This is a genomic window from Enemella evansiae (assembly GCF_004362375.1).
Taxonomy (GTDB): domain Bacteria; phylum Actinomycetota; class Actinomycetes; order Propionibacteriales; family Propionibacteriaceae; genus Enemella; species Enemella evansiae.
Genome location: NZ_SNXA01000004.1, coordinates 1 through 12,692, shown reverse-complemented (window position 1 = coordinate 12,692; position 12,692 = coordinate 1). Strand labels below are relative to the sequence as shown.

At 69.4% G+C, this 12,692-nt stretch carries 10 protein-coding genes; 5 read left to right on the top strand and 5 right to left on the bottom strand.

Features of this window, described 5'->3' with window-relative positions; all coding sequences use genetic code 11:
* Positions 1-213: 213 nt before the first annotated feature.
* Positions 214-2,982 carry an FAD-binding and (Fe-S)-binding domain-containing protein gene (locus C8D81_RS00585; protein ID WP_094431600.1) on the top strand — a complete coding sequence of 923 codons (2,769 nt, stop codon included), beginning with the start codon at positions 214-216 and terminating at the stop codon, positions 2,980-2,982.
* Here C8D81_RS00585 and C8D81_RS21405 read toward each other — a convergent pair.
* Genes C8D81_RS21405 through C8D81_RS00575 form a run of 3 tightly spaced genes read right to left on the bottom strand, consistent with a single transcriptional unit; the run spans position 2,955 to position 5,241 of the window.
* Positions 2,955-3,167 carry a hypothetical protein gene (locus C8D81_RS21405; protein ID WP_229119588.1) on the bottom strand — a complete coding sequence of 71 codons (213 nt, stop codon included), beginning with the start codon at positions 3,165-3,167 and terminating at the stop codon, positions 2,955-2,957. The two genes, C8D81_RS00585 and C8D81_RS21405, sit on opposite strands and share 28 nt — an antisense overlap.
* Positions 3,149-3,817 (bottom strand): Sir2 family NAD-dependent protein deacetylase, encoded by a 669-nt coding sequence (locus tag C8D81_RS00580; protein WP_229119587.1) that lies wholly within the window; start codon positions 3,815-3,817, stop codon positions 3,149-3,151. Before C8D81_RS00580 ends, C8D81_RS21405 begins: the two co-directional genes overlap by 19 nt.
* A complete protein-coding gene (locus tag C8D81_RS00575) occupies positions 3,817-5,241 on the bottom strand; it encodes an NAD(P)H-quinone dehydrogenase (protein WP_208109051.1) in 1,425 nt (474 codons plus the stop codon). Before C8D81_RS00575 ends, C8D81_RS00580 begins: the two co-directional genes overlap by 1 nt.
* Before the next feature lie 88 nt (positions 5,242-5,329).
* Between C8D81_RS00575 and C8D81_RS00570 the strand changes: the two genes are divergently transcribed.
* Genes C8D81_RS00570 through C8D81_RS00560 form a run of 3 tightly spaced genes read left to right on the top strand, consistent with a single transcriptional unit; the run spans position 5,330 to position 8,858 of the window.
* On the top strand, positions 5,330-6,151 hold the full coding sequence (locus tag C8D81_RS00570) for a purine-nucleoside phosphorylase (RefSeq protein WP_094431603.1): 822 nt from the start codon (positions 5,330-5,332) through the stop codon (positions 6,149-6,151).
* A complete protein-coding gene (locus C8D81_RS00565; protein WP_094431597.1) occupies positions 6,151-7,824 on the top strand; it encodes a phospho-sugar mutase in 1,674 nt (557 codons plus the stop codon). Before C8D81_RS00570 ends, C8D81_RS00565 begins: the two co-directional genes overlap by 1 nt.
* Entirely contained in the window at positions 7,821-8,858 is a 1,038-nt protein-coding gene (locus tag C8D81_RS00560) for a CPBP family intramembrane glutamic endopeptidase (RefSeq protein ID WP_094431595.1), read from the top strand. The genes C8D81_RS00565 and C8D81_RS00560 overlap by 4 nt, the downstream gene beginning before the upstream one ends.
* Before the next feature lie 153 nt (positions 8,859-9,011).
* Here C8D81_RS00560 and C8D81_RS00555 read toward each other — a convergent pair whose 3' ends face one another.
* Both C8D81_RS00555 and metG read right to left on the bottom strand, forming a co-directional pair.
* A complete protein-coding gene (locus C8D81_RS00555; protein ID WP_094431592.1) occupies positions 9,012-9,794 on the bottom strand; it encodes an SDR family NAD(P)-dependent oxidoreductase in 783 nt (260 codons plus the stop codon).
* Positions 9,787-11,574, bottom strand: a complete 1,788-nt coding sequence (gene metG / locus C8D81_RS00550) for a methionine--tRNA ligase (RefSeq protein WP_094431590.1) — start codon at positions 11,572-11,574, stop codon at positions 9,787-9,789. Before metG ends, C8D81_RS00555 begins: the two co-directional genes overlap by 8 nt.
* A 245-nt stretch (positions 11,575-11,819) precedes the next feature.
* Here metG and C8D81_RS00545 point away from each other — a divergent pair, with 245 nt between their 5' ends.
* Entirely contained in the window at positions 11,820-12,446 is a 627-nt protein-coding gene (locus C8D81_RS00545) for a YdeI/OmpD-associated family protein (protein ID WP_094431588.1), read from the top strand.
* Positions 12,447-12,692 lie beyond the last annotated feature (246 nt).

Sequence of the window (12,692 nt, the reverse complement as noted above, 5' to 3'; positions counted from 1 at the left end):
GCCAGTGTCGAGATCGGTCAAACGAACAACCCAGACCCCAAAGACATCATCCCCAAGGCCACCGGACCCCCACCACCATCCTCACTGTGTCGAGATGAGCAGCTGAGGCGCAGCGACCGGATGGTTCATCTCGACACGCTGCCCCGGCTCCGCTTCGCTACACCGGGCCAGCTACTCGATGAACATCAGGGCTCGCTGTGCGACAGTGTGGGGATGAGCCCTGAGCCGACGGTGAGCACCGAGCGTTTCGACCGGTTGACGCTCGCCCATGACGCCTCGCACTATCTGCTGATCCCCGAGGCGGTCGCGGCCCCGGCTTCGATCTCCGAATTGTCGGCGCTGATCCACCGCGCCAAGCGCACTGGCCACGGCCTCACCTTCCGCGCCGGCGGGACCAGCCTGTCCGGGCAGGCGGTCAGCGACGGCCTGCTCGCCGACACCCGCCGGCACTTCGGCCAGATCACCGTGCTCGACGACGGCGCCCGGGTCCGCGTGCAACCGGGTGCGGTGGTCCGCCAGGTGAACGCCCGGCTCGCCCCCTACCGTGCCAAGATCGGCCCCGACCCGGCCAGCGACGGCGCCTGCACCCTCGGCGGCGTACTCGCCAACAACTCATCCGGAATGCTCTGCGGCACCGACTTCAACAGCTATCGGACGCTGGAGCGGATGACCGTGCTGCTGCCCAGCGGGACCGTCCTCGACACCGGTGCCGCCGACGCCGAGGAGCGGCTGCGGGCCCTCGAACCGGACCTGTACGCCGGCCTGCTGCGGCTGCGCGACCGGGTCCGCGGCAATCCCGAATCGATGCGCATCATCCGCCATCAGTTCTCGATGAAGAACACCATGGGCTATGGCCTGAATTCCTTCACCGACTTCGATTCCGCGACCGACATCCTCGCCCACCTGATGATCGGCTCCGAGGGCACCCTGGGGTTCATCGCCGAGGCGACCCTGCGCACCGTACCGGTGTACCCGCAGGTCAGCACCGGGCTGCTGGTCTTCGATTCCCTGTCGGCCGCGATGACCGCACTGCCCGCCCTGGTCGACAGCGGGCTGGCGACGGTGGAACTGATGGACGCCCAGTCGCTGCGGGTGGCCCGCGCACTGCGCAACTCCCCCGCGATGATCCGCAATCTGGATGTCGCCAACCATGCCGCCCTGCTGGTCGAGCAGCACGCGCCGACCACCGAGGAACTCACCGAACGACTGCGGACCACCGAGGCCGTCACGGCCGCGCTGCCGCTGGTCGGGCCGGCCGAGATGACCACCGACGCGGCCACCCGCGCATCGCTGTGGACGGTCCGCAAGGGCCTGTACGCCGCAGTGGCCGAGGCGCGTCCGCAGGGCACCACCGCCATGCTCGAGGACGTCGTGGTCCCGGTACCGTCGCTGCTGGCTGCCTGCGAATCGCTGACCGAGCTCTTCGACAGGTACGCCTACCCGGCGGCGGTGATCTTCGGCCACGCCAAGGACGGCAACGTGCACTTCCTGCTGAACGAGGAGTTCGGTGCCGACGTGCAGCGCTACACCGACTTCACCGAGGACATGGTGCAACTGATCCTCGGCCTCGGCGGATCGCTGAAGGCCGAACACGGCACCGGGCGGATCATGGCCCCCTTCGTCCGCCGCCAGTACGGCGACGAGCTCACCGAGGTGATGATCGAGGTGAAGCGGCTCTTCGACCCCGACGGGGTGCTCAACCCCGGCGTACTTCTCAACGAGGACAGCGAATCCCACATCAGCAATCTGAAGACCACCGCCCCGGTCGAGGAGGAGGTGGACCGCTGCGTGGAGTGCGGGTTCTGCGAACCGGTGTGCCCCAGCCGCGACCTCACCCTCACCCCGCGGCAGCGGATCGTGGCCCGCCGCGAACTGGTGGCCGCCCGGGCGCGCGGTGACGACGAGCTGGTCGCGGAGCTGAGCGAACGCTACGAGTACGCCGGCAACGACACCTGCGCCGCGGACGGGATGTGCAGCACCGCCTGCCCGGTGAGCATCGACACCGGAGACCTGGCCCGCCGGTTGCGCGGCGATCGGCACCACGCCGTCGCAGGCGGTGCCTGGCGGGCGGCGGCGACCGCCTGGGCACCGTTCACCGGGGTCGGATCACTGGCCCTCACCGCGGCCGCGGCGGCACCCGGGGCCGCAACGGCGGCCAGTGAGCTCGGCCGCCGGCTGCTCGGCAGCGACCAGGTGCCGCGTTACGACCAGGGCCTGCCGGCCGGTGGGCCACCGCGGCAGGGCTGGCGGGCACCGAACGCCGAGGTCGTCTGGTTCGACGCCTGCATCCAGACGATGTTCGGCCCCGAGGACGGGCAACAGCCGCTGGCGCGGGCGGTCGAGGAACTGTTCCGGCGCGCCGGGATCGCGGTGCGCACCCCGTCCCGGCTGCCGGGCCTGTGCTGCGGCACACCGTGGTCATCGAAAGGCATGCAGGCCGGACACCGGGCGATGGCGCGGCGCACCGTGGCCGCGCTCGTCGACGCCTCCGACCAGGGCCGGTTGCCGATCGTCTGCGATGCCGCGTCCTGCACCGAAGGGCTGTTGAAATCCGCGCACACCGCTGCCGGTGGTGCCGGGGATTCCCAACCGGAGTTGCAGATCCTCGATCTGGTCAGCTACGCCCGCAACGAGTTGTTGCCGCGGTTGACGATCACCACCCGGTTGCCGTCGGTGGTGCTGCACCCCACCTGTTCCTCACGCCAGCTCGGTCTCGACGACGACCTGCGCGCCATCGCCGAGGCCGTGGCCGATGAGGTCGTGGTGCCGACCGCCTGGGGCTGCTGCGGTTTCGCCGGGGACCGCGGGCTGCTGCATCCGGAGCTGACCGCGGCGGCGACCGCACCGGAGGCGGCCGAGGTGACCACGCGCGAGTTCTCGGCGTACGCCTCGCTGAACCGGACCTGCGAGATCGGGATGACCCGGGCCACCGGCCGGCCCTACCAGCACATCCTTCAGCTGCTCGCCGAGGCGACCCGCTGAGCGATGCCGTTCACCGCGTTCTCCCAGCTGGCCAGGAACTCCGCGACCCCGAGCTCCAGCTTCGCGTCGGCGAGCTCGTCGCCGCGGGTGACACCCCGGTTCACGATCACCACCGGCTGGCCGCGGCGTGCCGCACCCCGGACGAACCGCAGCCCGGACATCACCGTCAGCGAGGATCCCAGCACCAGCAGGGAATCCGCCGACTCGGCGATCTCGAAGCAGCGCTGCACCCGCGGTTTCGGCACCGACTCACCAAGAACACCACATCGGGTTTCAGTACGCCCCCGCAGGCCAGACACTCGGGCACCACGAAGTCCTGCCAGTCCTCGACGACCGCGTCGCCGTCGGGTCGCAGTTCCGCCTGCCCGGCGGCCAGCTGATTGTCGGCGGTGACCTCGATCTCGGGGTTCAGCCGGGAGATCCTGTCCTGCAACGGTTCCCGGCCGCTGCGGGCCCCGCAGTCCAGGCAGACCACCTGGGACAACCGGCCGTGCAACGCGACCAGACAGCGGCTGCCGGCCGCCTCGTGCAGGCCGTCGACGTTCTGGGTGATCACCCCCGATACCGGGCCACCGGCCTCCAACCGGGCCAGACTCTGGTGACCGGCATTCGGCAGCGCGGAGCCCATCCGCGCCCAGCCACGATAGGAGCGGGACCAGTAGCGGCGCCGGTTCTCCGCCGACCGCACGAAGTCGGCGTAGAGCATCGGGTTCGCCTTCGGCGCGGTCGGACCGCGGTAGTCAGGGATCCCGGAGTCGGTGGACATCCCGGCGCCGGTCAGCACCGCCACCGATCCGGTGCCGGTGAGCAGCCGCAGCGCCTCGGGGATGCCCATCAGATCTCGATGTGCTTCTCCAGCTTGTCCGTCGAGTGGCCGTGCAGCCGGCGGGCGGCCTCGGCGATCGATCCGGACAGGGACGGATAGACGGTGAAGTCGTGGGCGAAGTTGTCCACGGTGATCTTCTCCGAGACGGCCAGCGAGATGGTGTGGATCAGCTCGCTGGCGTGCGGGGACACCACCACGCCGCCGACGATGATGCCGGTGGTGGGCAGGCAGAACAGTTTCACGAACCCCTCGTGGATGCCCTGCATCTTGGCCCGCGGGTTGGTGGCCAGCGGCATGTTGATCGCCAGCGCGCGGACGTCACCGGAGTCGACCTGCGTCTGGGTCACGCCGACGGTGGCGATCTCGGGGGAGGTGAAGACGTTGGAGGAGACGACGTTCAGATCGAGCGGGGCCACCGCGTCGCCGAGCGCGTGCCACATCGCGATCCGGCCCTGCATGGCCGCCACCGAGGCGAGCATGTTCACCCCGGTGCAGTCGCCCGCGGCGTACACCCCACGGGCGCTGGTCCGCGACACCTTGTCGACCTCGATGAAACCACCCTTGTCGAGGGTGATCCCGGCCTCTTCCAGACCGATGCCCGCGGTGTTCGGGATCGAGCCGACCGCCATCAGGCAGTGCGATCCGGTGACGGTCCGCCCGTCGGTGAGCTTCACGGTGACGGTGTCCCCGTCGCGGGTCACCGACTCGGCGCGGGACTCCGACAGCACCTCCATGCCGCGTTCGGTGAAGACGTCCTGCAGCACCTTGGCCGCGTCGGAGTCCTCACCGGGCAGCACGGTGGTCCGGGAGGAGACCAGGGTGACCCGGGCGCCGAGCGCGTCATAGGCGCTGGCGAACTCGGCACCGGTGACGCCGGAGCCGATGACGATCAGGTGCTCGGGGATCTCGGTGAGGTCGTAGACCTGGGTCCAGGTGAGGATCCGTTCGCCGTCCGGCTGGGCGGTGACCAGTTCGCGCGGATGGGCACCGGTGGAGATCAGCACCACATCGGCGTCGAATCGCCGTTCCCCCTCGGCGGTCTCGGCGACCACGGTTGCGGGGCCGTCCAGCCGGCCGAGGCCGTTGACGACCTCGACCCCCTCCGCGATCACCTTGTCGCGGATGTCCTTCGACTGCCGTTCGGCCAGCTTCAGCACCCGCCGGTTCACCTTGCCCAGGTCGATCGTCACCCCGTCGGCGTTGTCGGTGCCGTTGTCGTTGTCGATGCGCAGGCCCAGCTCTTCCGAGCCCTTGACCGTCATCATCACCTCGGCGGTGGCGATCAGCGTCTTGCTCGGTACGCAGTCGGTGAGGACGGCCGAACCACCCAGGCCGTCGGTGTCGACCAGCGTCACATCCCCGCCGAGCTGGCTGCCCACCAACGCAGCCTCGTATCCGCCGGGTCCGCCACCAATGATCACCACTCGAGTCACGGGGGCCATTGTTCCATCCCCGGACGGACACTCCTACTCGGCGGGGGTGCGGGGCCCGAGGACTCCCTAGACTGACGCCGTGACCGACATCTCAGCTGCCCCCACCCCCGACGAGTCCGGCCCCGACCAGCTGGCACAGGCGGCCGCGGCCGCGCTCCGCGAGCGCCTCGGCATCGACCGTCTCGATCTGGCGCTGGTGCTCGGCTCCGGCTGGTCCGCGGCCGCCGATGACCTCGGGGAGCCGCTCGGCGCCGTGGAGTTGGCCGAGCTGCCCGGCTTCTCCGCGCCGGTGGTCGTCGGCCACGGTGGTCAGTTGCGAGTGGTGCGTACGCCGAACGGCAGGACCGCGGCGATCCTCACCGGGCGCACCCATTACTACGAGAACCGCGACCCCCAGGCCGTCGCGCACGGGGTGCGGACCGCCGCCGCCGCCGGGGCGCAGACCCTGGTGCTGACCAACGGCTGCGGGTCGCTGCACCGCGAGTGGGGCCCCGGTACGCCGGTGCTGATCGCCGACCACATCAACCTCACCGGTGCCACCCCGCTGCGCGGCGCCACCTTCATCGATCTCTCCGAGGCGTACAGCGCACGGTTGCGCGACCTGGCCCGACAGGTCGACCCGAGCCTGCCGGAGGGGGTCTATGTGCAGTTCGGTGGGCCGCAGTACGAGACCCCGGCCGAGGTGCGGATGGCCGGGGTGCTCGGCGGTGACCTGGTCGGCATGTCGACCACCCTGGAGACCATCGCCGCCCGGGCCGCCGGGCTGGAGGTGCTCGGTATCTCACTGGCCACCAATCTGGCCGCCGGGATCAGCCCGGAGCCGCTCGACCACGCCGAGGTGATCGCCGCCGGCAAACAGGCCGCTCCCCGGCTGGCCCAGCTGCTGCGTGGTCTGGTGGAGGTGCTCTGATGCCGGCCGCCGGGCTGGCCGAGCAGGTCCGGGCCTGGATCGCCGCCGATCCCGATCCGGTGACCGCGGCCGCGGCTGCCGATCTGCTGGAGAAGGCCGACGCCGGGGATCCGGCGGCCGCCGAGGAGCTGGCCGATGCCTTCGCGGGGCCGCTGGAGTTCGGTACCGCGGGGTTGCGCGGGGCGCTCGGCCCCGGGCCGGGGCGGATGAACCGGGTCGTCGTCTCCTACGCCGCCGCCGGGTTGGGGGCCTACCTGCAGGGTCTCGACCCACTCGACCAACGTGCTGCTCGGCCCCGCGTACTGGTCGGCTACGACGCCCGCTACAACTCCGATGTCTTCGCCGCCGATACCGCGGAAATCCTTGCGGCACAGGGTTTCGAGGTGCTGGTCACGAGCCGGCCGGTGCCGACCCCGGTGGTCGCGTTCGGCATCCGCCAGCTCGGTTGCGTGGCCGCGGTGGTGGTCACCGCCTCGCACAATCCGCCGCAGGACAACGGCTACAAGGTCTACCTCGGCGACGGTTCGCAGATCGTGCCGCCGGCCGACGCCGAGATCGCCGCGGCGATCCGGGCCGCCGAGCAGACCCCGATCGCCGACCTGCCCCGCTCCACGAACCACGCCCGGATCGACAGCGACCTGCTGGACGCGTACGCCGACCGGCTCGTCGCGTTGCTGGATCCGGCCGGCCCCCGCGAGATCTCCTGGGTCTACACGCCGATGCACGGCGTCGGCGGGGCCGTCGTGGACGAGGTGGTACGCCGGATCGGATTCCCCGCCGGGATCGAGGTCGCGGCCCAGGCCCAGCCCGATCCGGCCTTCCCCACCGTCGGTTTCCCCAATCCCGAGGAACCCGGTGCGATGGATCTGGCGCTGGAGTTGGCCGGCGAGCACGGGGTCGATCTGGTGATCGCCAACGATCCCGATGCGGATCGTTGTGCGGTGGCGATCCCGGGCGTCGTCGAGGGGTATCGGATGCTGCACGGCGACGAGCTGGGCGCGCTGCTCGCCGACGACTTCTGCCGCCGTGGGGTCACCGGGGAGTACGCCAACTCGGTCGTCTCGGGGTCGATGCTGCACGCGATCGCTGCGGCGTACCGGAAGCCGAGCACAGTCACGCTGACGGGGTTCAAGTGGATCGGCCGGGTACCGGGGCTGGCCTTCGGTTATGAGGAGGCGATCGGCTACTGCTGCGATCCGGCGGCGGTCGCCGACAAGGACGGCATCTCCACCGTGGTGCGGGTGCTGGATCTGGCGGCCCGGTTGAAGGCCGAGGGGTTGACGATCGCCGACCGGCTCGACGAGTTGGCCGCCGCCCACGGCGTACACCTCGATGACCAGTGGTCGCTGCGAGTATCGGATCTGCAGGTGATCCGTGATGCGATGGATCGGTTGCGCGCCGACCCGCCGACCGAGCTGTGTGGCGATCCGGTCGGTTACGCCGATCTGGCCGAGGGCTGGTCGGGTCTGCCGCCGACGGATGCGGTACGCCTCAGCGGCGCGTTCGTGACCGTCACGGTGCGGCCCTCGGGGACCGAACCGAAGCTGAAGTGCTACCTGGAGGTGCGGATCCCGCCGGAGCAGAGTGCCGCCGATCTGACCGGCTCCCGGACGCTGGCGGCGACCCTGATGTCCCAGCTGAAGACCGAGGTGCGGGCTAAGCTCGGGCAATGAAGGCCTACCCCACGGTGCTTTCCGCCGGCCCGATCACCCGGTTCGACGGGTTGGCGGCCGATGCCCCACCCCGATCGCTGCGGACGAAGATCCCGGTGCGGTTCAACCCGTTCCTGAGGTTGCTGCTGTTCGTGCTGCTGTTCGCCGCCAGCGCCGGGGTCTTCTTCCTGGGATTCGCGGTGCTGATCGGTGCGACCTCGGCCACCCAGATGGTGGTCGGAGCGGCGATCCAGCTGCTCGGCAGCGTCCTCGCCTATGCGATCTTGACGCTGCTGATCGAGAGCCGTCGGCCGCCGGTGGAGCTGGCGCCGCGGCGGGCACTCGGCCTGGCCTGGGGGTTGCTGTTCGGGACCTTGGCGATCCTGGTGTCGTTCGGGGTGATCTGGCTGCTCGGCGGCTTCCGGATCACCGGTGCCGCCTGGCCCGCGGAGGTGGGCGACTGGTGGCGGATGGTGTTCGTGGTCGGCGTGGTCGCCGGGATCAGCGAGGAGCTGCTGTTCCGCGGGGTGTTCTATCGCCTCGCCGAAGAGGTCCTCGGCACCTGGCTGGCGATCCTGCTCTCCGGACTGGGCTTCGGGATGATGCATCTCGGCAACCCCGACGCCACCTGGTGGGGCGCGATCGCGATCGGGTTGGAGGCGGGCCTGCTGTTCGGGGTGCTGTACGCCTGGAGCCGCTCGCTGTGGTTGCTGATCGGTTTCCACTTCGCCTGGAACGTCGTCCAGGGTCCGATTCTCGGCATCACCGTCTCCGGTACCGGCACCCAGACAGGTCTGCTGCGGGTGCTGCCGGAGGGCAATCCGCTGATCTCCGGCGGCGTCTTCGGCGCCGAGGCCAGCGTGGTCACCGTGGTGCTGCTGACCACGGTCGCGGCGCTGCTCGCCGTCCGGCTGGCGCGTACCGGCGGTGTGGTCGCCCCGATGTGGAGCCGTCGCGCCCGGCAACGCCGCGCCATCGCCGCCGAATCTGCCCCTCGGACCCCCGGGCAAACTGATGCAGCTTTGATGCCCGGTCGGGATCAAAGAATTCCTTGATGCCGAGGCAGGGTCAAAGATTTCCTTGATGCCACCCGGGCATCAGAAGAATCCTTGATGCCACCCGGGCATCAGAAAAATCCTTGATGCCACACGGGCATCAAAACGCCATTGATTTGCGGGGGTCGCAGCGGAGAGCTCGGCGACCCGGGATCACTCCCTGGTGCCGCGGAGGCGGTTGGTGAGCAGGATGCCGCCCTCGATGGGGAGGACGGTGCCGGTGATCCAGGCGGCGCGGTCGCTGGCCAGGAAGAGCAGGGCGTCGGCGATGTCCCCCGGTTGGCCGACGCGGCCGAGCGGATAGCGAGATCCCATCCGCTCCATCAGGCCCGGGTCCTCGGCCTTGGCGTCCGCCCAGGCGGGGGTCTCGACGGTGCCGGGGGCGACCGCGTTGGCGCGGACACCCTGCTCGGCGAAGTCGGCGGCCAGGGTCCGGGTGAAGTGCAGCAGGCCCGCCTTGGCCGTCGAATACCCGTGCCCGCCGTACCAGCCGAGCCCGTTCACCGAACCGATCGCCAGCACCACACCCCCGCCGGTGGAGATCATCAGCGGCAGCAGGGCGCGGCTGACCAGCATCGGGCCGAGCAGGGTGGCCTCGAGATCGAGCCGCAGCTGGTCGACGGTCGATGACAGCAGGGATTCGCCCTCGTCGCCGGCGTGGTACGCCCCGTGCAGCAGCACGTCCAGGCGGCCGAGGTCCTGCTCGACCGCGGTGCGCAACGCCTCGACCGAATCGGCATCGGCGACATCCACCTGGTACGCCGCAGCGCCGGGCAGCTCGGCGGCCAGGCGTTCGGCGGCCTCCTGATCGAGGTCGGCGATCAGCACCCGGGCCCCGGCCGCGGCGAACCGGCGCGCGGTCTCGGCACCGATCCCCGACGCACCACCGGTGATCAGCACCACCCGGTCGGCGAACTCCCCCGCCCCCTCACTCATTGATCGGCGCCCAGCTCGGCCCGGTCTCACCGAGCTTCTCATCCAGCTTGGCGAACAGCGGCGACGGCTTCTGCAGCGGCGTACCGACCTTGATCGGCCGCGATTCCCAGCTGGCCTGCGCTGCGGCGTAGTCCCCCATCAGCACCGGATAGTCCGGCCCGCCCTCCTCGGAGACCTCGCGGATCTCCGGCTGCGCGGCCCACACACCCTCGCCGCCGAGCGCCTCGAACACCTTCTGCGCCGAGTGCGGCAGGAACGGGGTGAGCAGGGTGTTGCAGTCGGCGACCAGCTGCAGCGCACAGTGCAGCACCGTGTCGCGGCGGGCCGGGTCGTCCTTCAGCTTCCACGGTTCCTGGTCCGACAGGTATCGGTTGGCGAGCGTGACGACACGCATCGCCTCGCCGATCGCGTTCTTGATCCTGTTGTGGGCAAGGAGATCGCCGACGGTGTCGAAGGCGGTGCGGGCGGCGTCGAGCAGTTTCTGGTCGGCCTCGGTGAGTTCACCGGCGGCGGGGATCTCGCCGTTGTTCTTGTGCGCCATCGAGATCGAGCGGTTCACCAGGTTGCCCCACTCGTTGGCGAGCTCGAAGTTGTTGCGGCGGACGAACTCGTCCCAGGTGAAGTCGGCGTCGTTGTTCTCAGGTCCCGCAACCGCAATGAAATAACGCAATGCGTCGGGTCCGAACTCGGCGAGCACGTCCTTGACGTAGATCACCCGGGAGCGGGAGGTGGAGAACTTCGCGCCGCTCATCGTCAGGAACTCGCTGGAGACGACCTCTGTCGGCAGGTTCAACTCACCGAAGACACCCGGCGTACCGCCCTTGTCCCCCTCACCGTTCTGGCCGAGCAGGATACCGGGCCAGATGACGGTGTGGAAGACGATGTTGTCCTTGCCCATGAAGTAGTAGCTGACCGCCTCCGGATCGTTCCACCACTGCTTCCACGCGTCCGGATCACCGATCCGCCGCGCCCATTCGATGGAGGCGGAGAGATAGCCGATCACCGCGTCGAACCAGACGTAGAACTTCTTCATCGGCTGGTCGACCCAGCCGTCCAGCGGTACCGGGATGCCCCAGTCGATGTCGCGGGTGATCGCGCGCGGCTTGAGGTCGTCGATGAAGTTCTGGCTGAACTTGAGCACGTTGGGGCGCCAGTCGGTGCGCTGCTTGAGCCAGCCGGTGAGGCTGTCGGCGAAGGCGGGCAGGTCGAGGAAGAGGTGTTCGGTCTCACGGAACTCGGGCACCTCGCCGTTGATCCGGGAGCGCGGGTTGATCAGGTCGACCGGGTCGAGCTGGTTGCCGCAGTTGTCGCACTGGTCGCCGCGGGCGCCGTCGTAGCCGCAGATCGGGCAGGTGCCCTCGATGTAGCGGTCGGGAAGGGTACGCCCGGTGGACGGGCTGATCGCGCCGAGCTGGGTCCGGGAGACCACATAACCGTTGTCCCACAGTGCGGTGAACATCTGCTGCACCACCCGCTGGTGATTCTGGGTGGTGGTGCGGGTATAGAGGTCGTAGGAGAGCCCGAGCCCGTGCAGATCCTCGACCAGTTGGCGGTGATACTTGTCGACCAGCTCGCGGGTGGTCAGCCCCTCCTTGTCGGCCTGCACGGTGACCGGGGTACCGTGCTCATCGGACCCGGAGACCATCAGCACCTGATGCCCGCGCATCCGCATGAACCGGGCGAACACGTCGGAGGGGACACCGAATCCGGAGACGTGACCCAGGTGCCGCGGACCGTTGGCATACGGCCACGCGACAGAGGTCAGCACATGAGCACACATGAACTCCAGACTAGTGCCTGTCCACCCCTCCGCTCATCGAGTCGCTCGCGCAGCAACCGCCACCCACGCTCATCGAGTCGCTCGCACAGCAACCGCCACCCACGCTCATCGAGTCGCTCGCACAGGAACCGCCACCCACGCTCATCGAGTCGCTCGCGCAGCAACCGCCACCCACGCTCATCGAGTAGGTCGCGCAGCGACCGTGTCGAGATGAACCCCCACCCGCCTGCGGATAGATTCCGTACATGCCGCAGCCGCACAACGTCACCTTCTTCGACTCGGCCACCGAGTTCCGCGACTGGCTGGCGGTGAACCACGAGACCACGACCGAGCTGTGGATGGGCCTGCGCCGCAAAGGCATCGAACCCCGCGGGCTGACCTGGGCGGAGGCCGTCCCCGAGGCGCTCTGCTTCGGCTGGATCGACAGCGTCTCGCACCCCTGGGGTGAGGACGCCCGCGCCCAGCGCTGGACACCGCGGAAGAAGAGCAGCACGTGGAGCCGGGTGAACATCGCGCATGTCGAGCGGCTGATCGCCGAGGGCCGGATGCACCCGGCCGGCCTGGCGGCGTACCAGGCGCGCGGCGAGGAACGGTCCGGAATCTATTCGTACGAGCTGGATGCGGGTGAGTTGCCGAGCGAGTACGCCGCAGCGCTCACCGCCGATCCCCGGGCGCGGGTGTTCTGGGACGCCGCCACGCCCGGGTACCGAAAGATCTGCGTGCGCTGGATCCTGGGCGCCAAGCAGCAGACCACCCGGGACCGGCGGGCCGCGCAACTGGTACAGCTCTGCGCAGCAGGCGAGCTCATCCCCAGCCAACGCCACGGAGACGAGCCCGCCTGGCTCCGCCGTGCCCGCACGTTCATCGAGTAGCACCGCATGCAGAGCGAAGCGGAGCGATAGCTCACCGCACCAGCACGTTCATCGAGTAGCGAGCCATGCGCAGCGAAGCGGAGCAATAGCTCACCGCACCCGCACGTTCATCGAGTAGCGAGCCATGCGCAGCGGAGCGGAGCAATGGCTCGCGACGGTCCTATAGATCGTCAAGTGGTCATGAGGTCGGTTTTGAGGTTTCGGTAGATGGTGCGGGCGAGGTGGCGTTTGAGGCATCGGATGGTT